Here is a 21,668-nt window from a genome sequence, read left to right as displayed (position 1 = left end):
ATGAATCTATCCCCCCTCAATCGCCGCCGGTTCGAACGGTTCAAGGCCAACAAACGTGGCTGGTGGTCGCTGTGGCTGTTTCTGATCCTGTTCGTGCTGAGCCTGGGCGCCGAGCTGATCGCCAATGACAAACCGCTGGCCGTGCACTACGACGGCGGCTGGTACTTCCCCGCGCTCAAGCGCTACCCGGAGACCACCTTTGGCGGTGAATTCCCGCTGGAGGCCAACTACAAGAGCCCCTACATCCAGGAACTGCTCAAGGCCAAGGATGCCTGGACGTTGTGGGCGCCTATTCCGTTCAGCTACCAGAGCATCAACTACGACCTGAAAGTGCCGGCGCCCGCGCCGCCTTCCAGCGTCAACCTGCTGGGCACCGACGACCAAGGCCGCGACGTACTGGCGCGGGTCATCTACGGCTTCCGTGTGTCGGTGCTGTTTGCCCTGACGCTGACAGTGCTCAGCTCGATCATCGGCGTGATCGCCGGGGCCTTGCAGGGCTTCTACGGCGGCTGGGTGGATTTGGCCGGGCAGCGCTTCCTGGAGATCTGGTCCGGCTTGCCGGTGCTGTACCTGCTGATCATCCTCGCCAGTTTCGTGCAGCCCAACTTCTGGTGGCTGCTCGGCATCATGCTGCTGTTTTCGTGGATGAGCCTGGTGGACGTAGTGCGCGCCGAGTTCCTGCGCGGGCGCAACCTGGAATACGTGCGCGCCGCCAGGGCCTTGGGCATGCAGAATGGCGCGATCATGTTCCGGCATATCCTGCCCAACGCGATGGTGTCGACCATGACCTTCATGCCGTTCATTCTCACCGGCGCCATCGGCACCCTCACCGCCCTGGACTTCCTCGGTTTTGGCTTGCCGGCCGGTTCGCCGTCGCTGGGTGAACTGGTGGCCCAAGGCAAATCCAACCTGCAAGCGCCGTGGCTGGGCATGAGTGCCTTTGCCGTGCTGGCGATCATGTTGAGTTTGCTGGTGTTTATCGGCGAGTCCGCTCGCGATGCCTTCGACCCGAGGAAATGAGATGAATCAGGACAATCTGATCGAAATCCGCGACCTCTCCGTCGAGTTCGTCACGGGCGACCATCACCACCGCGTGGTGAACAACGTCAGCTTCGACATCAAACGTGGCGAGACCATCGCTCTGGTGGGTGAAAGCGGCTCAGGCAAATCGGTGACCGCCCACTCGATCCTGCGCCTGCTGCCCTACCCACTGGCGCGGCACCCCTCCGGCACCATCAACTATGCCGGGCAGGACCTGCTCACGCTGAAAGAAAAAACCATCCGCCACATTCGCGGCAACCGCATTGCGATGATCTTCCAGGAGCCGATGACCTCGTTGAACCCGCTGCACTCCATCGAGAAGCAGATCAACGAAGTACTCGGCCTGCACAAGGGTTTGCAAGGCAAGGTCGCCACCCAGCGGACCCTGGAGTTGCTGGACCTGGTGGGCATTCCCGAACCGCACAAACGCCTCAAGGCCCTTCCCCATGAGCTGTCCGGAGGCCAGCGCCAACGGGTGATGATCGCCATGGCCCTGGCGAATGAGCCGGAGTTGCTGATCGCCGATGAGCCGACCACGGCCCTCGATGTGACCGTGCAGTTGAAGATCCTCGAACTGCTCAAGGAATTGCAGGCGCGGCTGGGCATGGCCCTGCTGCTGATCAGCCATGACTTGAACCTGGTGCGGCGCATCGCCCACCGCGTGTGCGTGATGCAAAAGGGTTGCATCGTCGAGCAGGCCGACTGTGAAACGCTGTTCCAATCGCCCCAGCATCCGTATACCCAGGAACTGCTGGCGGCGGAGCCCAGCGGCGGACCGGCCGGCAACGAAGTCGGCCCTCCGTTGCTGGAAGTCGATGACTTGAAAGTGTGGTTCCCGATCAAGAAGGGCTTTTTGCGCAATACCGTCGATTACGTCAAGGCGGTGGACGGCATCAACTTCAGCCTGCCCCAGGGGCAGACCCTGGGAATCGTTGGCGAAAGCGGCTCGGGCAAATCGACCCTGGGCCTGGCGATTCTGCGGTTGATCGCGAGCAAGGGCGGCATTCGTTTTGAAGGGCAGCAATTGGATAAGCTCAGCCAGCAACAGGTGCGTCCGTTGCGTCGGGAGATGCAGGTGGTGTTCCAGGACCCGTTTGGCAGCTTGAGCCCGCGGATGTGTGTCAGTGAGATCGTTGGCGAGGGGTTGCGTATCCATAAGATGGGGACGCCATTGGAGCAGGAAGCGGCGATTATTGCGGCGCTCAAGGAAGTTGGGTTGGATCCGGAGTCGCGGCATCGGTACCCCCATGAGTTCTCGGGTGGGCAGCGTCAGCGCATTGCCATTGCCCGGGCGTTGGTGCTCAAGCCGCGCCTGATTTTGCTGGATGAACCGACATCGGCGCTGGATCGCACGGTGCAGCGGCAAGTGGTGGAGTTGTTGCGCAGTTTGCAGGCCAAGTACAACTTGACCTATCTGTTTATCAGCCATGATTTGGCGGTGGTCAAGGCGTTGAGCCATCAGTTGATGGTGGTGAAACATGGCCAGGTGGTAGAACAGGGGGATGCGGCGGGGATTTTTGCCGCGCCGCAGCATGGGTATACGCGGCAGTTGTTGGAGGCGGCGTTTTTGGTGCCTGGGGTTTAGCTTTTGCTGGGTGAATATCCGTTGGTTGGATGATGGCTGCTAAACGCGGTCCTGTAGGAGCCGGCTTGCCGGCGATGGTCGTTAACGATGACGCGGGGAACCAGACAAAACGCGGCGTTCTCACGTTTTTCGCCGGCAAGAACTAGGCGTCCCCCCGGCTCCTACATGGGACTGCGTATCCACGATGCGAAGCGAGTCGCTCTTGATCTTGATCTGAGGCGCCCCGTCAAACACGCTGGCCGAACGCAGGCTTGAATCCGTGGGTAACCCGGCAGGACGCCGGGTTAGCCGCGCTGGGCCAAGGATGGCCCATCGCGGCGGCCCACGGATTCAAGCCGGAGTGAGGGCACACCGAGCCTAGGCGAGGTGCCGAGTGTTGGGGCAAGAGCCTTTTGGTTACTTTTGGGCTCTTTTCAAAAGTGACCCGCCGTAAGGGCGGAACCAATACCAGCCATCACCGCAGCAACGGATATGTACACCACCACCAACCACCCCAACGGAACTTTGCCAAGAAATAACCGCCTGAATCCGGTAGGCTCACCCTTTTCATTCAAGGAGTTACTCCCCATGGCCAAAGCCACCGCCCGTCACATCCTCGTTTCCACTGAAGACAAGTGCAACGAACTCAAGGCCCAAATCGAAGGCGGCGCCGATTTCGCAGAAATCGCCAAAGCCAACTCCAGCTGCCCGTCCAGCCGCGACGGCGGCAACCTGGGTTCGTTCGGTCCAGGCCAGATGGTCAAGGAATTCGACACTGTCGTATTCAGCGCCCCGGTCAACACCGTACAAGGCCCGGTAAAAACCCAGTTCGGCTACCACCTGCTGGAAGTCACCAGCCGCCAGGACTGATCCAGTCTGCGCTGATGCTCTAAACAACGGCCCGCCTTCAGGTGGGCCGTTGTGCATGTGATGACTGGCGACGCTGATGCCGTTAGCGTACAAATCCCTTTTATACTTCACACGGCGTTCAAGGCTGACAATGCGATTGGCTTTTTCCTACATTTTTAGTTCAACCCTGGCCCTGCTGCTGGCCAGCACGGCCGTGATCGCGGCACCGCAACCGTACCTGACCGTGTACGGCGAACCGGCCAAGTACCCCGCCGGCTTTACCCATTTCGACTACGCCAACCCGAATGCCCCCAAGGGCGGTAGCCTGCGCCGTTCGGCCATCGAGATCGGGCGCTTTGACCACGTGTTGCCCTATATCGACAAAGGCATCGGGGTTTCCCAGGTCGACGGCTGGCTGTACGCGCCCCTGGCCCAGCGCTCCCTGGACGAGCCCTACACCGTTTACGGCCTGGTGGCCGAAAAAATGGAGCGCGCCGATGACGGCCTGTCGCTGCGTTTTTTCCTCAATCCCAAGGCACGTTTTGCGGACGGTAAACCCATCACCGCCGAAGACGTGCGCTACAGCTTCGACCTGCTGATGACCCAAGGCAGCCTGCGCTTTCGCACCCTGTTTGCCGACGTCAAGCACGTCGAAGTCGAAGGCGAACGTCAGGTACGCTTTGATTTCTCCAGCAATGAAAACCGCACCCTGCCCCTGGACATCGCCACCCTGCCGGTCTTCCCGGAACACTGGTGGAAGACCCGCGACTTCGCCAACGGCGGCGGCTATGAAGCGCCTCTCGGCAGCGGCCCCTATAAAGTCAGCAAGATCGACTCCGGCAGCACCATCACCTTTACCCGCGACCCAAACTGGTGGGGCAAGGACTTGCCCGTCAGCCGTGGCCTGTACAACTTTGATCACCTGAGCCTGGAGTATTTCGGCGACACCGAAGTGGCCCGCCAGGTATTGCGCGGTGGTGCCTACGATTTCAACCGCGAGTTTTCCGCCACCGGTTACTCCATCGGCTACAACGGCCCGGCCCTGGATGATGGCCGCCTGCAACGCGCGCACTTGGCCAAGGAAATGCCGCAACCGGCGCAGGGTTATGTGTTCAATGTGCAAAAACCGATGTTCAAGGACCGCCGCGTGCGCCAGGCCCTGGCGATGCTGTGGGACTTCGAATGGGCCAACCGGCAGATGATGCGCAACATGTACATCCGCCAGCAGAGCTTCTTCTCCAACAGCCCGCTGGCGGCCAGCCAGCCGCCGACCCCAGAAGAACTGGCGATTCTTGAGCCCTTGCGCGGCCAGGTGCCCGACGAGGTGTTCACCCAGGTATTCAAGGCGCCGGTCACCGACGGCAGCGGCATGATCCGCGACAAGCAGTTGCAGGCCCTGGCCTTGCTGGAGGAAGCCGGCTGGAAACCGGACGGCGACAAACTGGTGAACGCCGAGGGCGAGCCGCTGGAATTTACCTTCCTCAACGCGCAAAGCGGCCTGGAGCGCCTGTTGCTGCCGTACAAACGCAACCTGGCGCAGATCGGCATCACTCTGAATATCCGCCGCATCGACTCCTCCCAGTATGTGAACCGGGTAATGGCACGGGACTACGACATGATCGTCACCGGCTTCCCGGTCACCACGTCGCCCGGCATGGAGCTGTACAACTACTTCGGCTCGGCCGCCGCCTTTGACCCCGGCGCCAACAACTACATGGTGCTCAAGGACCCGGCCGTCGACAGCCTGATCAAGGGTCTGGTCAAGGCCGACACCCAAGCGCAGATGCTCACCTACGCCCACGCGCTGGACCGGGTGCTGCAATGGAATTACCTGTGGATCCCCAATTACTACCCGCCCGGCACGTCCGCCGCGTGGTGGAACCGCTTCGGCCGCCCGGCCATCGAGGCGAAAAACGACGAAGCCCTGGAAACCTGGTGGGAAATCAGCCCCACCCCACTGACCAACGAACAAATGAACGCTGAGCTGAAAAAACGCGGAGGGGCGCGCTGATGTTTGCCTATATCGTGCGGCGCCTGCTGCTGATCATCCCGACGCTGGTGATCATCCTGCTGGTGAATTTCGTGATCGTACAAGCGGCCCCCGGCGGCCCGGTGGAACAGGCCATCGCCCACTTGCAAGGCATTGGCGGCGGTGGCGTCGGCGGCTCGTCCGGCGAAGGCATCAGCGGCGGTTCCCGCGCCAGCCGTGGGCTGGACCCGAAGTTGATCGCGGACATCGAAAAACAGTACGGCTTCGACAAGCCTGCGCCGGAACGCCTGTGGCTGATGCTCAAGAGCTACGCGCAGTTGGACTTTGGTAACAGTTTCTTTCGCGGCAAGACGGTGATCGATCTGATCCTGGAAAAAATGCCCGTCACCATCTCCCTCGGCCTCTGGGCTACGCTGATCACCTACCTGGTGTCGATCCCCCTGGGGATTCGCAAGGCGGTGCGCCATGGCAGCAGCTTCGATGTGTGGAGCAGCACCGCGATCGTCATCGGCTATGCGATGCCGGCGTTCCTGTTTGCGATGTTCCTGATCGTGGTGTTTGCCGGCGGTACGTCGCTGAACTGGTTCCCTGTGCGCGGGCTGGTATCGGAGAACTTCGAAGAGCTGAGTACCGTGGGCAAGATTGCCGATTATTTCTGGCACCTGGTGTTGCCAGTTACCTCGTTGGTCATCGGTGGGTTCGCCACGCTGACCATCCTCACCAAAAACTCATTCCTCAATGAAATCACGCGCCAGTACGTAGTGACCGCGCGCGCCAAGGGCCTGAGCGAAAGGCGCGTGTTGTACGGCCACGTATTTCGCAACGCCATGTTGCTGGTGATCTCGGGGATTCCCCAGGCGTTCATCGCCGTGTTCTTCGCCGGCTCCCTGCTGATCGAGGTGATCTTCTCCCTCGATGGCCTCGGCCGCATGAGCTACGAAGCCGCCGTCTCCCGCGATTACCCGGTGGTGTTCGGTTCGTTGTTCATCTTCACGTTGTTCGGCCTCTTGATAAAACTCATCGGTGACCTCTGCTACACCCTGGTGGACCCGCGTATCGACTTCGCCGCGAGGAACGCCTGATGCTTAACCTGTCTCCCGTGGCGCGCCGCCGTTTCGAGCGTTTCAAGAAAAACCGACGCGGCTGGTGGTCGCTGTGGCTGTTTATCGGCCTGTTTATCCTGACCCTCGGCGGTGAGTTGATCGCCAATGACAAGCCCCTGGTGTTGAGTTTCAAGAACGAACTGTATTTCCCGGTGTTCAAGCGGTACACCGAGCAACAGTTCGGCGGCCAGCTGCCGTTCCAGGCCGACTATCGCAGTGACTACGTGAAAAAGCTGATTGAGCAGGACGGCGGCTGGATGCTGTTCCCGCCGATCCCGTTCAGCGACGACACGCCCAACTACGAACTGACCCGCCCTGCCCCCAGCCCGCCCTCGGCGGTGAACTGGCTGGGCACTGACGACCAGTCGCGGGATGTGTTGGCGCGGGTGATCTTTGGTGCGCGGGTGTCGATCCTGTTTGCCCTGGCGCTCACCGCGATCAGCGCCGCCATCGGTATTGCGGCCGGCGCATTGCAGGGCTATTACGGCGGCTGGGTGGATTTGATTGGCCAGCGCGTGCTGGAGGTGTGGTCCGGGCTACCGGTGCTGTACCTGCTGATCATCCTGTCCGGTTTTGTCGAACCGAATTTCTGGTGGTTGCTGGGGATCATGGCGCTGTTTTCCTGGCTGGCCCTGGTGGACGTGGTGCGCGCCGAGTTCCTGCGCGGGCGTAACCTGGAATACGTCAAGGCAGCACGGGCCTTGGGGTTGGGTGACGGCAAGATCATTCGCCGGCATATCCTGCCCAACGCCATGACGGCCACCTTGAGTTACCTGCCGTTCATCCTGACCGGCGCGATTTCTACCCTGAGCGCCCTGGATTTCCTCGGTTTCGGCATGCCGGCAGGCAGCGCCTCCCTGGGCGAGTTGATCGCCCAGGGCAAGCAGAACCTGCAAGCGCCCTGGCTGGGCCTGACGGCGTTCTTCACACTGGCGCTGATCCTGTCGCTGCTGGTGTTTATCGGCGAGGCATTGCGTGATGCCTTCGACCCACGCTCATGAGTGACCGCCTATGAACCTGATCGAAATCCGCGACCTCAGCGTCGCCTTCAGCGGCCAGACCGTGGTGCGCAACCTGAGCCTGGACGTTCGCCCCGGCGAGTGCCTGGCGCTGGTGGGCGAGTCGGGCTCGGGCAAGTCGGTGACTGCCCACTCGATCCTGCAACTGCTGCCCGAAGCCGGCACTGAAACCACCGGTTCTATCCGGTACCGCGGCCAGGAATTGATCGGCGCATCGGCGGCGACCCTGCAGAAGTTACGCGGCAACCGCATTGCGATGATCTTCCAGGAGCCGATGACCTCCCTGAACCCGTTGCACAGCATCGAAAAGCAGATCGGCGAAACCCTGCTGTTGCACAAGGGCCTGGGTGGCAAGGCAGCCCAGGCGCGCATCCTGGAATTGCTTGACCTGGTGGGCATCCAGAAACCCCAGGAGCGGCTCAAGGCCTATCCTCATCAACTGTCCGGCGGGCAACGCCAGCGCGTAATGATCGCCATGGCCCTGGCCTGCGAGCCGGAACTGCTGATCGCCGACGAACCCACCACCGCGCTGGACGTGACCGTGCAGCGCAAGATCCTGTTGCTGCTCAAGTCCCTGCAACAACGCTTGGGCATGTCGCTGCTGCTGATCAGCCACGACCTCAATCTGGTGCGCAGCATCGCCCAGCGCGTGTGCGTGATGCGCGCAGGCGAGATTGTCGAGCAGGCCGACTGCCAGAGCCTGTTCAATGCGCCGCAACACCCGTATAGCCGCCTGCTGCTGGACGCCGAACCGGACGGTGATGCGCTGTGCAGTGACGAACGCGAAACCGTTTTGCAGGTGGACGACCTGACCGTGCAGTTCCCCCTCGGCGGCGGGTTGTTCCGGCGCAAGACCTACCTGCGTGCTGTAGACGGCATCAGCCTCAGCGTGCAACGCGGCAAGACCCTGGGGATTGTCGGCGAGTCCGGCTCGGGCAAATCCACCCTGGGCCAGGCGATCCTGCGGCTGCTGGACTCCACCGGCAGCATCCGCTTCCAGGGCGAAGCCCTCGACCCGCTGAATAACCAGCAGATGCGCCCATGGCGCAAGCAGATGCAGGTGGTGTTCCAGGACCCCTACGGCAGCCTCAGCCCACGCATGACCGTGGAGCAGATCATCAGCGAAGGCCTGGAAGTGCACGCGCCGTGCAGCCTGGCCGACCGCGATGCGCAGGTGATCCAGGTGCTCAAGGATGTGGGCCTCGACCCTGCCAGCCGCCACCGTTACCCCCATGAATTCTCCGGCGGCCAGCGCCAACGCATCGCCATCGCCCGCGCCTTGGTACTCAAGCCGGCACTGATGCTGCTCGACGAACCGACCTCGGCGCTCGACCGCACGGTACAAAAGCAAGTGGTGGCGTTGCTGCGCGAGCTGCAAGACAAGTACGGCCTGACTTACCTGTTTATCAGCCATGACCTGGCCGTGGTGCGCGCCATGGCCCATGACATGATCGTGATCAAGGACGGCCAGGTGGTGGAGCGCGGCGCCAGCCATGAGGTGTTCGATGCACCGCAACATCCGTACACCAAAGAGCTGCTGGCAGCGGCGCATATTCCCTTGTAAACACGCCCTCTGTGGGAGCGGGCTTGCTCGCGAAAGCGGTGTATCAGTGCCGGATATGCTTGCTGACACGCCGCCTTCGCGAGCAAGCCCGCTCCCACAAGGATCGCGACTCCATGTCCAATTTGTGTTGGTAGCCTAAACATGAACATCACCGATAACCTCAAGGACTATCAGCAGGTGCGTGGCCTGGCCATCCAGTCGCTGTTCGAGATCATCGAGCAGTCCAGCGAAGGCACGGTGATTGTCGACCGCGACGCCAATATCGTGTGGATGAACGAGCGCTACGCCAAGCGTTTCGGCCTCAAGAGCGCCGACGAAGCCATCGGCCAGCCGTGTGAACAGGTAATCTCCAACAGTCTGTTACGCCAGGTGGTGCGCAACGACCAGCCGATCCTGCTGGATATCCAGGACACGCCCAAAGGCCCGTTGGTGGTGATGCGTTTGCCGATCCACAACGACGCAGGCGCGGTGATCGGCGCGATTGGTTTTGCGCTGTTCGATGAACTGCGCAACCTGTCCCCGTTGATTGAGCGTTACTTGAGCATGCAGCAGGAACTGGCCTCGACGCGCTCCTTGCTGCGTTCGCGCCAGAGCAAATACAACTTCGCGCACTTTATCGGCACCAGCGCCGCCAGCCTCGAAGTCAAACGCCGTGCGCGACGCAGTGCCAGCGCCGAATCGCCGGTGTTACTGCTAGGCGAGACTGGCACCGGCAAGGAATTGCTCGCCCAGGCAATTCACGGCGCCTCAAGCCGTGCGCACAAGGCATTTGTCAGTATCAACAGTGCAGCGATTCCCGCTGACCTGCTGGAAGCCGAGTTCTTCGGCACCGCGCCGGGTGCGTTTACCGGCGCCGACCGCAAGGGCCGTCCGGGCAAATTCCAGATTGCCCAGGGCGGCACGTTGTTCCTCGATGAAATCGGCGACATGCCCCTGCCGTTGCAAAGCAAATTGCTGCGGGTGTTGCAGGAAAAGGAATTCGAGCCGGTCGGCTCCAATGAAATGCTGCACAGCGATGTGCGGGTGATCGCGGCCACGTCAATGGACCTGGAGGCGGCGATCAAACGGGGCGAGTTCCGCGCCGACCTGTATTACCGGCTGAACGTGCTGCCGATCCAGGTGCCGCCATTGCGTGAGCGGCTGGAGGACATTCCGGCGTTGAGCGAGGCGATTCTTGAGGAGTTGCGCAGCCAGCATGAGCTGGACCGTGAAGCCTTGGCGCTGCTGGCGCAGCATGCGTGGCCGGGGAACATCCGTGAGCTGCGCAACGTATTGGAGCGCGCGGCGCTGCTGAGTGATGACCTGGTGCTGAATGCCGGGGAGATCCGGGCGGCGATCGGCACCTTTACGCCGGTGGAGCGTGGCAGCGCGGTAGCGGCGGTTGAGGGAGAAAGCTTCAGCGCAGCGCGGGAGCGGTTTGATCGGCAGGTGATCGGCACGGCATTGCGGGCCTGTGAGGGGAATGTGGTGGAAGCGGCCAAACGGTTGGGGCTCGGGAGGTCGACGTTGTACAAGAAAATGGTGGCGTTAGGTCTCGCTCAGTCTCACTAAAGAGACAACAATCTCAATATGAAGATAATCTGCTGTGGGAGCTGGCTTGCCTGCGATAGCGGTGGTTCAGCTGGACAATTGTTGACTGACACACCGCTATCGCAGGCAAGCCAGCTCCCACATTTGATCCCTGTCCGTCTCAAAATAGAGACAACAGTCAAGAATGCCGCTACAAATTTATAGAAATTTTATAAATATCAATAAGTTATGAATTTGGCACATATCTCGCTATAGCCCTCCTCCAAAGCCTCACCCCACAAAAATAACAATCCGATGGAGACACACCATGAGTGTGATCATTGCCCTGGCAGCGCTCGCGTTGCTGATGCTGGCTGCCTACCGTGGCTATAGCGTTATCCTGTTTGCCCCCATCGCCGCGCTCGGCGCTGTATTGCTTACCGATCCGTCCGCCGTCGCACCCGCCTTTACCGGGGTGTTCATGGAGAAGATGGTCGGTTTTATCAAACTGTATTTCCCGGTGTTCCTGCTCGGAGCGGTGTTCGGCAAGCTGATCGAGCTGTCGGGATTTTCGCGCTCCATTGTCGCCGCCGCGATCGGTCTGCTCGGCACGCGTCAGGCGATGCTCGTGATCGTGCTGGTCTGCGCCCTGCTCACCTACGGCGGCGTGTCGCTGTTCGTGGTGGTGTTTGCGGTGTACCCGTTCGCGGCGGAGATGTTCCGCCAGAGCAATATCCCGAAACGCCTGATCCCGGCAACCATCGCCCTCGGCGCGTTCTCGTTCACCATGGACGCGCTGCCCGGTACGCCACAGATCCAGAACATCATCCCCAGCACCTTTTTCAATACCACCGCCTGGGCGGCGCCGTGGCTGGGCCTGATCGGCACGATCTTCGTGTTTTGCGCCGGCATGCTGTACCTGGCGCGCCAACGCAACAAGGCGCAACGGGCCGGTGAAGGCTACGGTACCGAACTGCGCAACGAGCCGGAAACCGCCGATAACCTGACACTGCCCAACCCGTGGATCGCGCTGTCACCACTGATCCTGGTGGGTGTGATGAACCTGTTGTTCACGCACTGGATCCCGCAGTGGTACGGCAAGACCCACAGCCTTGCTCTGCCAGGCATGACTACCCCGGTAACCACCGAAATCGCCAAGCTCACCGCGATCTGGGCGGTGCAGGCGGCATTGCTGGTGGGGATTATCGTGGTGTTGGTGTTCGGCTTCTCGGCAATCAAAAGCAAGCTCGCCGAAGGCAGCAAGAGCGCGGTCAGCGGCGCGTTGCTGGCGGCAATGAACACCGCGTCCGAATACGGCTTTGGTGCCGTGATCGCCTCGCTGCCAGGCTTTCTGGTGCTGGCGGACTGGCTCAAGGGCATCCCCAACCCGCTGGTCAACGAAGCGATCACCGTGACCCTGCTGGCCGGCATCACCGGCTCCGCGTCGGGCGGCATGAGCATCGCCCTGGCGGCCATGTCCGAGAGCTTTATTTCGGCGGCCCATGCGGCCAATATCCCCCTTGAAGTGCTGCACCGCGTCGCGGCCATGGCCAGCGGCGGCATGGACACCCTGCCCCACAACGGCGCGGTGATCACGCTGCTGGCGGTCACTGGCCTGACGCACCGCGAAGCCTACAAGGACATTTTCGGCATCACGATTATCAAGACCCTCGCGGTGTTCGTGGTGATCGGTACTTTCTACGCCACCGGCATTGTGTGAGGTTTTCATGACGACATTGAACGGCAAGACCGCCCTGGTCACCGGCTCCACCAGCGGCATCGGCTTAGGGATTGCACTGAGCCTGGCCAAGGCCGGCGCCAACCTGATCCTCAACGGCTTCGGCGACGCCAGCGCGGTGATCGCCCAGGTTCAGGCTTTCGGCGGCAAGGTCGGCCATCATCCGGCCGACGTCAGCGACCCGGCGCAGATCGCCGACATGATCGCCTACGCCGAGCATGAATTCGGCGGCGTGGATATCCTGGTGAACAACGCCGGCATCCAACATGTGGCGGCGGTGGAAGACTTCCCGGCGGAGCGCTGGGACTCGATCATTGCGATCAACCTGTCGTCGGTGTTCCACAGCACACGCTTGAGCTTGCCGGGCATGAAAGCCAAGGGCTGGGGGCGTATCGTCAATATCGCCTCGGTGCATGGCCAGGTCGGTTCGGTGGGCAAGGCCGCGTATGTGGCAGCCAAGCACGGCGTGATTGGTTTGACCAAGGTCGTCGGCCTGGAAACCGCTACCAGTAACGTCACCTGCAACGCCATCTGCCCCGGCTGGGTGCTGACGCCGCTGGTGCAAAAACAGATCGACGATCGCGCGGCCACCGGCGTGGACCCGCAGCAGGCGCAGCATGATCTGCTGGCGGAGAAGCAGCCGTCCCTGGAGTTTGTCACGCCGCCGCAATTGGGCGAGCTGGTGCTGTTCTTGTGCAGCGAAGCCGGCAGCCAGGTGCGCGGCGCGGCGTGGAATATCGACGGCGGCTGGCTGGCACAATAACAAGAGGCCCACTATGTCCGAGATCCTCTGGCAACCCTCCCCGGAACGCATCGCCCACACGCGGATAGACCAGTTCCGGCGCTACATCAACGAACGCTACAGCGTGCAGCTCAGCGACTACCCGGCGCTTCACCAGTGGAGCATCGACCAGCGCGCGGATTTCTGGCGGGCGATCGTGACGTACTTCGACGTGCAGTTTCGCAGCCCGCCCACCGCGGTGCTGATCGAAGACACCGAAATGCCCAGCGCCCAATGGTTTCCCGGCGCGACCCTGAACTTTGCCGAGCACCTGTTGCGCCGCCGCGACGATCACCTCGCCGTGGTCGCCCTCAGTGAAGACGGCCAGCGCGAGCAATTGACCTACGCCGAACTGGCCGCCCATGTCGCCGGCCTGCAAAACAGCCTACGGGCGGCCGGCGTGGTCCAGGGTGATCGCGTCGCGGCGTGTATGCCCAATACCTGGCAGACCCTGGTGGGCATGCTTGCCACCACCAGCCTCGGCGCAATCTGGTCGTGCTCATCGCCGGACTTCGGCACCCAGGGTGTGATAGACCGGTTCGGCCAGATCGAGCCCAAGGTGCTGATCACCTGCGCCGGATATCGTTATGCCGGCAACGATATCGACCAGACCGCCAAGCTCAATGAAATCCTCGAACGCCTGCCGTCCCTGGAGCAGTTGATCATCGTGCCGTACGCACGCCCCCAAGCAAGGATCGAGGACTATCAGACCCACGCCCGCGTCGCGCTGTGGCAAGACTTCTATCAGCCCGGCGGCGAGCCTGAATTCGTCGCGGTGCCATTCGATCATCCGCTGTATATCCTCTATTCCAGTGGCACCACCGGCGTCCCCAAGTGCATCATCCACGGCACCGGCGGCGTGCTGCTCACCCACCTCAAGGAACACGGCCTGCATGCCGACCTGTCCCGCGAGGACTGCCTGTTCTACTACACCACCTGCGGCTGGATGATGTGGAACTGGCTGGTGTCGGTCCTGGCCATCGGCGCCACGGCGGTGCTGTATGACGGTTCGCCGTTTCATCCAGGCCCCGAGCGGCTGATCGACCTGATTGATGCCGAGAAGATCAGCGTGTTCGGCACCAGTCCCAAGTTTCTCGCCACCTTGGAAAAGGCCGGCTTGCAACCGCGCCTGAGCCACAAGTTGAGCAGTCTCAAAGGCTTGATTTCGACCGGTTCGCCACTATCGCCCCAGAGTTACGACTACGTGTACCGCGAGATCAAGGGCGAGCTGTGCCTGTCGTCCATGTCCGGTGGCACCGATATCGTCTCCTGCTTTGTGATCGGCAACCCGGTGCTGCCGGTGCGTCGCGGTGAAATGCAGTGCAAGAGCCTGGCGATGGCCATCGAGGTGTGGGATGAACAGGGCCAGCCGCTGGTCGGCGAAAAAGGCGAGCTAGTGTGCACCCGGCATTTCCCGGCCATGCCCATCGGGCTATGGAACGATCCGGAGCGCAAGAAACTGCTCGCTTCGTATTTCAGCCAGTTTCCCGGCGTCTGGGCCCAAGGGGACTACGCCGAACAGCGCCCCAACGGCAGCCTGCTGATCCACGGGCGCTCCGACGCGGTGCTCAACCCCGGCGGTGTGCGGATTGGCACGGCCGAGATTTACCGCCAAGTGGAAAAAGTCCCACAAGTGCAGGAAAGCTTGGCCATCGGCCAACGCTGGCAGGACGACGTGCGCGTGGTGCTGTTCGTACGCCTCAACGACGGTGTGGAATTGGACGACGCGCTGGAGCAGCAGATCCGCCAGGTGATTCGCGCCAACACCACACCGCGCCATGTGCCGGCGAAGATCCTCGCTGTCACCGATATCCCCCGCACCATCAGCGGCAAGATTGTCGAATTGGCGGTGCGCAATGTGGTGCACGGTGAGCCGGTGAAGAATACCGACGCCCTGGCCAACCCGAAGGCGCTGGAGCAGTTCCGCGACCGCCCTGAACTCGCCCGAGGATGAAAGGCTTCAGCCCTGACGCACTCATTTGAAGACAAACCCCTAATGCATGCTATTTTTCGGGGGTAGTCAGCCATTCCCAAGTCACGGGATAATGGGTGTTGTCATCTTTCAAAGCGTTACGCTCAGGGCTTTTTCATGATTGGAACATCCACCGGTAGCGAAGCCGCCGCATTGATTGCGCGGCTGGACTGGGCGCAAAGCCCGCTCGGTGAGACCAGTGGTTGGCCGCAAAGCCTGCGCACCGCCGTGGATATCGTCGTCCACTCGCCGATGCCGATGCTCCTGCTGTGGGGCGACCAACTCACGCAACTCTACAACGACGGCTTCGCCCAGTTGGCCGGCAACAAACATCCTGAAGCAATGGGGCAGCCGACGCATCAGACCTGGCCGGAGCTGGAAGGCTTTACCGCGCCGATCTATGACGCCGTACTCAGCGGCCAGGTGCGCACCTTCAGCGAGCAGCGTTTCGTGCTGCAGCGCAACAATCGCGACACGGAAATCTGGCTGGACCTGACCTACAGCCCGATCCGCGATGAAAGCACCCGAGTGGCCGGCATCCTCGTCACCGCCATCGAAACCAACGAACGCCGCAGAGCCCAGCACAACACCGAGCAACGCTTGCAGTTGGCCCTGGCCGCCACCGACGCGGTAGGCACCTGGGATTGGGATATCGGTGAAGACCGCTTTATCGCCGACGCGCATTTCGCCTACCTGCACGGCGTCAACCCCAGCGATGCGCGCCTGTTGCCGATCAGCGACTACCTGCACGGGGTACACCCTGAAGACCGTGGCATGGTGGCGCGCAGTATCAAGCACTGCATCACCTTCGGCACCGAGTACGCCGAGGAATACCGCCTGTTGCAGGCCGATGGCCAGATACGCTGGGTGTTCGCCCGTGGCCGCTGCTACAAGGATCATCAAGGTCGGCCGACACGGTTCCTCGGGGCCGCGCTAGACCTGACCGAGCGCAAACACACCGAACAGGCCCTGTGCCAGAGCCAGACCGAGTTGCAGCTGATCATCAACGCCATGCCGGTGCTGATCGGTTACGTCGACCATGAACAGCGCTTTCGCCTGAACAACAGCGCGTACCTGGAGTGGTACGGCATGACGCCCCAGGAGCTGTACGGCAAGACCATCCGCGAAGTACTCGGCGACGAGGTGTATGCCGGACGTGAAGACAAGATCGCCGCCGCGCTCAAGGGCAAGGCGTGCAGCTTCATGACCATTACTCCGCACCACGACGGCCGCCCACGCCACGCCTTGATGAAGTACCTGCCGCGCTTCAGCACTGACGGCTCGGTGAATGGTTTCTACATTTTTGTGATCGATGAGACTGAACGCAAACTCACCGAAGAAGCCCTGCGTCACCTCAACGAAAACCTTGAAGAACGCGTAGCCCAACGCACCCAAGCCCTGGCCGAAGCCAACCAGCGCCTGCAAAACGAGATGTACGAGCGCGAGCGCGCCGAAGATGCACTGCGCCATGCGCAGAAGATGGAGGCCGTCGGCCAGCTCACCGGCGGCATTGCCCACGACTTCAACAATATGCTCACTGGCATCATCGGCAGCCTGGACCTGATGCAGCGTTATATCGCTGCCGGGCGCAGTGACGAGATCGGTCGTTTTACTGACGCGGCGGTGTCCTCAGCCCATCGCGCCGCCGCCCTCACCCACCGTTTGCTGGCGTTCTCGCGCCGACAGTCGCTGGACCGGCGCCCGCTGGATCCGAACCAGTTGGTCGCCTCGCTGGAAGACTTGTTCCGGCGCACCAAAGGCGCGCACATCGCGCTCAAGGTACAACTGGGCCACGACATCTGGCCGGTGAACACCGACGCCAGCCAACTGGAAAACGCTCTGCTCAACTTGGTGATCAACGCCCGCGACGCCATGCCCGACGGCGGTGAAATCCTGATAGAAACCGCCAATAGCTACCTGGACGGCACCGACATCGCCACCCTTGAACCGGTCAAGGCTGGCGACTACGTGATGCTCGGTGTGTGCGACAACGGCACCGGCATGGCACCGAAGATTCTGGCCAAGGCTTTCGATCCCTTTTTCACCACCAAGCCCATCGGCCAAGGCACCGGCCTGGGGCTGTCGATGATCTATGGCTTTGCCCAACAGTCCGGCGGCCACGTGACCATTCATAGCGAACCGGGCCAGGGCACCTGCGTGCGTCTGTACCTGCCGCGCCTGTATGGCACTGCACTGGAAAGCAGTTTGCCCGCCAGCCTCGGTGAAGCCCCGGTGGCCCTGGCCGGTGAAGCCGTGGTGGTGGTCGAAGACGACCCGGCGGTGCGCATGCTGGTGGTCAATGTGCTCGATGAACTGGGCTACACCGCCCACCAGGCGGCGGATGCACGGGCGGCACTGCCGCTGCTGGAGTCGGATTTGCGTGTGGACTTACTGGTCACCGATGTCGGACTGCCGGGCATGAACGGCCGGCAACTGGCAGAGATCGCACGCCAACACCGCCCTGGACTGCGCGTATTGTTCATGACCGGTTACGCGGAAAAAGCCGCTGAGCGCCAGGGCTTTCTGGAGGACGGCATGGACATGGTGGCCAAGCCGTTTTCCATCGACCTGCTGGCCACGAAAATCCGCAGCATGATCAGCGTGGTTGAATGAGTTCAGGCATAATCGCGCGCCGTTGCACGTACCTGGTAGAGATCAATGAAAGCCCAAGCCCGTCATATCCTGGTGAAAACCAGCGAAGAAGCCGAACAACTCAAGCAGCGCATCGCCAAGGGCGAAGCCTTTGATGTGCTGGCCAAGAAGTACTCCACTTGCCCGTCCGGCAAGCGCGGCGGCGATCTGGGTGAAGTGCGGCCAGGGCAAATGGTGGGGGCGATTGATGCGGTGATCTTCAAGAAGCCGGTGAAGGTGGTTCACGGGCCGATCAAGAGCAAGTTCGGGTATCACCTGGTGCAGGTGTTCTACCGCGATTGATCAACACCCCTCTGTAGGAGCCGGCAAGCCGGCTGCTACAGAGGCGGTGTCAGGCTTGGGGAATAAGTGCGCCGGGTACTTGGATGACCCGACTGGCCAGCCGATGCCCGGCCAGCGCAGCTTCCTCCGGCGAGCAACCCTTGAGCCGGCTGGCCAAATACGCCGCACTGAACGAATCCCCCGCCGCTGTCGTATCCACCACCTTTTCCACCTTCAGCGCCGGCACGGCAAAGCGCTCGCCCTTGCAACGAATCAGGCATTCATCCGCCCCACGCTTAAGCACCACCTCTTCAATCCCCGGATACGCCGCGAACACTTGTTCACTGTCGGCATAACCAAACAACGCACGCTCGTCATCTTCGGTCAACAAGGCGATATCCACCTCGGCCAAGACACGGTGATACGCCGTGCGGGCCGCTTCAACACTGGCCCAAAGACGCGGCCGATAGTTGTTGTCGAACACCACCTTGCCCCCTCGCCGACGGGTCTCGACCAAGGTTTGCAGCAAACGCTCACGGCCGATGTCACCCAACACCGCCAGGGTGATGCCGCTGAAATACACCACGTCGTAGTCCGGCAAAGCGGCCAGGATCGGCTCGGCGGCGGGCGTGGTGAAACAGTCACGCACAGCGGCTTCGTTGCGCCAGTAGAGAAATTTGCGTTCGCCATTGGCGTCGGTCTGGATGCAGTACAAACCCGGCAAACGTCCAGGCAAGCGCTGGACCATGCCCAGGCCCAGGCCTTCCTGCGCCCATTGCTGACACATGGCATCGCTGAAGCTGTCATCGCCCAGGGCCGTGACGTAGTCGACATGGCCGGTAGCGCCCAGTTCGCGGCGCAGGTACACCGCCGCGTTCAAGGTGTCGCCACCGAAGCTCTGGTGCAGGCTGCCGTCAGCGCGGTGTTGCAGTTCGATCATGCATTCGCCGATGAGGGCGATGCGGGGTTGGGTGGTCATGGCGATTATCTCGGTTGGGGCTGATGGCCCCTTCGCGAGCAAGCCCGCTCCCACATTTGGAATGCATTTCAAGTGTGGGAGCGGGCTTGCTCGCGAAGGGAGCGACGCGGTCTAGAAGCAGGTATGCAAACTCTCGATCACCTGCAACTGCTCATCCACCAGGCAGCCGACTTGCCACTTGTCAAACGTCAAACAAGGGTGGGATGTGCCAAAGGAAATGATGTCGCCAATACGCAATTCAACCCCCGGCGCCACGCTCATGAACGCATGTTGGTCCATCACCGCCGTGACCTTGCACTCGCCCACGTCATCACCTTGCGCCGGCAAAATTCCGGCCTTGTAGCGTTTGAGTGGCACCGGCAAACCAGCGTCGTAGGCCACGTCGCGCTTGCCCAGGGCGATCACCGCAAAACCCGGCTCGGGCAACGATTGCACATGGGCCCAGACTTCCAGGGCCGGGCGCAGGCCTTCACTGAGGTCGCTGCGACGGTCGAGCACGCAGCACTGCGCCTCTTTGTAGATACCGTGGTCATGGGCCACGTAGCTGCCGGGGCGCAATACGCTGAGGAAGCGGCCAGCAGCGTTCTGTTCTTCAAACGACTCGGCAATCAGGTCGTACCAGGCCGAACCCGACGCCGTGACGATGGGCTTGGGCAGGTCGAAAGAACCGTTGTTCTGCAGGTCCACGGCCAGGCGCACCAGGCTGGCGGCGAAGGCGCGAATGCCGCTGATCGCATGCTCGCCATGGATCACGCCTTCGTAGCCTTCGATACCGGTGAGGGCCAGGGCCGGCTGGGCCTTGATCGCCTTGGCCAGGTCACGCACTTCCTGCTCGCTGCGGCATCCGCAACGGCCGCCGACCACGCCATATTCGATCATCACGTTCAGGCGCAGGCCACGGGCGGCGAAGAACAGACCCAAGTCAGCAACGTTGTCCGGGTGATCGACCATGCAGTGGAAGTCGAAGTCCGTGTCGGCCAACAGGTCAGCGATCAACGCCATGTTCGGCGCGCCCACCAGTTGGTTGGCCATCAGCACGCGACGCACGCCACCGGCATAAGCGGCGCGAGTCTGCACCGCGTTGGCCAGTGTAATCCCCCAGGCACCCGCTTCGATCTGGCGCTGAAACAGCGCCGGCATCATGCTGGTCTTGCCATGGGGCGCCAGCTCGGCGCCGCTCTTGCTGACGAAGTCCTGCATCCAGCGGATGTTGTGTTCCAGGGCGTCACGGTGCAGTACCAGAGCGGGCAGGCTGACGTCACGGACCAGGTGGGCCCCGACGGCGGCGGCGCCCTTTTCAACGGCATTGATGGCAGACATGGAAAACTCCTATTCGTTGATACGCCGGGCCAGGTTGTTGGCGCTGTCGATCAACACCCGGCGATAGTCGTTGTAGTTTTTTGTGGCATCGGCGCGTGGGGCGACGATACACAGCGTCGCGATGCTGATGCCTTGCGCGTCCCGCACCGGGGCGGCAAAGCAGTGGGTAAAGGTGTCGGCCACGCTGTCGAAGGAGAAGAAGCCATCGAGGGTGGCCTGACGGATTTGCGCCAGGAAGGTCTCCAGCGGCAGGCGCTGACCGTCCGGCAGGATGAAGTCGTCGTGATCGATCAGGTCGATGATCTGCTGGTCGCTCAAGTGCCCCAGCAACAGGCGCCCGGAAGCGGTCCACGGGATCGGCGCGTTTTCGCCAATGTCCGAGGAGATACGGAAATGCCGCTCGCCTTCACGCATCAGCGCCACCGTGTATTTGCGCCCGTTGAGCAGGCACATCTGCGCGGTTTCGTGGGTCTGGCTGACGATTTCCTGCAAGGCGTGATCGGCCTCGCGGGTCAGGTCGAAATGGCGCAGGTGCGCCTGGCCGAGAAAATACAGCTGGCGGCCGAGGTAGACGTGACCGTCCTTGCCCACCGTTTCCAGGATGCGCCGCTCAAGCAGCGACGCAACCAGTTCGTAGACAGTGGACTTGGGGCTGCCGATGCCGCTGGCAATATCATTCGGGCGCAGGGGCTGGCCGATTTCCTTGAGGAAATCGAGGATATCGAATGCACGGTCCAGGCCTTTGGCGCGGCGTTTGATGGTGTCTTCGGTCATGGCAATCATCTGTCCCAAGTTGGTTGAGGCCCCTGTAGGAGCGAGCTTGCTCGCGAAAAACCCAAGGACAACGCATTCATCCAGACTACGCGCGTCATCGTTGACGATCTTCGCGAGCAAGCTCGCTCCTAGAGAGAAAGCGGCGGGCAATTTAGCCTTTTTTCTTGTACGCCACGCAATCGATCTCGACCTTGCAATCGACCATCATATTGGCCTGCACGCAGGCCCGCGCCGGAGCGTGTTCCGGGGTGAAGTATTCGCCGAACACTTTGTTGAAGCTCCAGAAGTCCCGCGGGTCTTCCAGCCACACGCCGACGCGCACGACATCCTTCAACTCGTAACCCGCTTCTTCGAGGATCGCCACCACGTTGCGCATGGTCTGACGGGTCTGTTCGATGATGCCCCCAGTGATGATTTCGCCGTCCACCGCAGGCACCTGGCCTGAGACGTACAACCAACCATCGGCTTCCACCGCACGGGCGAACGGACGAGGTTGGCCACCGCCGGCTGTGCTACCGGCACCGTAACGAGTAATGCTCATAAAAAAGGCTC

General features: G+C 61.6%; 17 protein-coding genes. 13 read left to right on the top strand and 4 right to left on the bottom strand.

The window, feature by feature from the left end; all coding sequences use genetic code 11:
* From RB216_RS12125 to RB216_RS12060, 13 genes are all read left to right on the top strand, one after another.
* Positions 1-1,020 (top strand): ABC transporter permease, encoded by a 1,020-nt coding sequence (locus RB216_RS12125; RefSeq protein WP_012723835.1) that lies wholly within the window; start codon positions 1-3, stop codon positions 1,018-1,020.
* 1 nt (position 1,021) lies between these two features.
* Complete coding sequence (locus RB216_RS12120; RefSeq protein WP_028616406.1) at positions 1,022-2,626, top strand: ABC transporter ATP-binding protein; 1,605 nt, start codon at positions 1,022-1,024, stop codon at positions 2,624-2,626.
* Positions 2,627-3,193: 567 nt separating this feature from the next.
* Positions 3,194-3,475 carry a peptidylprolyl isomerase gene (locus RB216_RS12110; protein WP_010210937.1) on the top strand — a complete coding sequence of 94 codons (282 nt, stop codon included), beginning with the start codon at positions 3,194-3,196 and terminating at the stop codon, positions 3,473-3,475.
* 130 nt (positions 3,476-3,605) lie between these two features.
* On the top strand, positions 3,606-5,465 hold the full coding sequence (locus RB216_RS12105; protein ID WP_028616408.1) for an extracellular solute-binding protein: 1,860 nt from the start codon (positions 3,606-3,608) through the stop codon (positions 5,463-5,465).
* The gene (locus RB216_RS12100; protein ID WP_016976573.1) at positions 5,465-6,526 is read left to right on the top strand and encodes a microcin C ABC transporter permease YejB; all 1,062 of its coding nucleotides are present in this window, start codon (positions 5,465-5,467) and stop codon (positions 6,524-6,526) included. The genes RB216_RS12105 and RB216_RS12100 overlap by 1 nt, the downstream gene beginning before the upstream one ends.
* A complete protein-coding gene (locus RB216_RS12095; protein WP_028616409.1) occupies positions 6,526-7,548 on the top strand; it encodes an ABC transporter permease in 1,023 nt (340 codons plus the stop codon). Before RB216_RS12100 ends, RB216_RS12095 begins: the two co-directional genes overlap by 1 nt.
* A gap of 10 nt (positions 7,549-7,558) precedes the next feature.
* Positions 7,559-9,130 carry an ABC transporter ATP-binding protein gene (locus RB216_RS12090; RefSeq protein ID WP_068938042.1) on the top strand — a complete coding sequence of 524 codons (1,572 nt, stop codon included), beginning with the start codon at positions 7,559-7,561 and terminating at the stop codon, positions 9,128-9,130.
* A 141-nt stretch (positions 9,131-9,271) separates the two neighbouring features.
* Positions 9,272-10,681 carry a sigma-54 interaction domain-containing protein gene (locus RB216_RS12085; RefSeq protein WP_308908742.1) on the top strand — a complete coding sequence of 470 codons (1,410 nt, stop codon included), beginning with the start codon at positions 9,272-9,274 and terminating at the stop codon, positions 10,679-10,681.
* Between the two features lie 286 nt (positions 10,682-10,967).
* Entirely contained in the window at positions 10,968-12,359 is a 1,392-nt protein-coding gene (locus tag RB216_RS12080; RefSeq protein WP_308908741.1) for a GntP family permease, read from the top strand.
* Between the two features lie 7 nt (positions 12,360-12,366).
* The gene (locus tag RB216_RS12075) at positions 12,367-13,140 is read left to right on the top strand and encodes a 3-hydroxybutyrate dehydrogenase (RefSeq protein WP_028616413.1); all 774 of its coding nucleotides are present in this window, start codon (positions 12,367-12,369) and stop codon (positions 13,138-13,140) included.
* 13 nt (positions 13,141-13,153) lie between these two features.
* Positions 13,154-15,112, top strand: coding sequence for an acetoacetate--CoA ligase (locus RB216_RS12070; RefSeq protein WP_308908740.1), 1,959 nt, complete (start codon positions 13,154-13,156; stop codon positions 15,110-15,112).
* 135 nt (positions 15,113-15,247) lie between these two features.
* Positions 15,248-17,743, top strand: a complete 2,496-nt coding sequence (locus tag RB216_RS12065; RefSeq protein ID WP_308908739.1) for a PAS domain-containing protein — start codon at positions 15,248-15,250, stop codon at positions 17,741-17,743.
* Positions 17,744-17,788: 45 nt separating this feature from the next.
* The gene (locus RB216_RS12060) at positions 17,789-18,064 is read left to right on the top strand and encodes a peptidylprolyl isomerase (RefSeq protein ID WP_003174397.1); all 276 of its coding nucleotides are present in this window, start codon (positions 17,789-17,791) and stop codon (positions 18,062-18,064) included.
* A 49-nt stretch (positions 18,065-18,113) separates the two neighbouring features.
* Here the strand turns inward: RB216_RS12060 and RB216_RS12055 are convergent, their stop codons facing one another.
* From RB216_RS12055 to RB216_RS12040, 4 genes are all read right to left on the bottom strand, one after another.
* Positions 18,114-19,022: a sugar kinase gene (locus RB216_RS12055; RefSeq protein ID WP_308908738.1), complete on the bottom strand. Its 909-nt coding sequence runs from the start codon at positions 19,020-19,022 to the stop codon at positions 18,114-18,116.
* A 111-nt stretch (positions 19,023-19,133) separates the two neighbouring features.
* Positions 19,134-20,342 (bottom strand): amino acid deaminase, encoded by a 1,209-nt coding sequence (locus RB216_RS12050; protein ID WP_028616417.1) that lies wholly within the window; start codon positions 20,340-20,342, stop codon positions 19,134-19,136.
* Between the two features lie 9 nt (positions 20,343-20,351).
* Entirely contained in the window at positions 20,352-21,116 is a 765-nt protein-coding gene (locus RB216_RS12045; RefSeq protein WP_016976583.1) for an IclR family transcriptional regulator, read from the bottom strand.
* Between the two features lie 151 nt (positions 21,117-21,267).
* A complete protein-coding gene (locus RB216_RS12040; protein WP_010210958.1) occupies positions 21,268-21,657 on the bottom strand; it encodes a RidA family protein in 390 nt (129 codons plus the stop codon).
* Positions 21,658-21,668: the final 11 nt, after the last annotated feature.

Source organism: Pseudomonas canadensis (assembly GCF_030980095.1).
Taxonomy (GTDB): domain Bacteria; phylum Pseudomonadota; class Gammaproteobacteria; order Pseudomonadales; family Pseudomonadaceae; genus Aquipseudomonas; species Aquipseudomonas canadensis.
The sequence above is the reverse complement of the archived record's forward strand: the minus strand, read 5'-3'. Positions and strand labels throughout refer to the sequence as shown.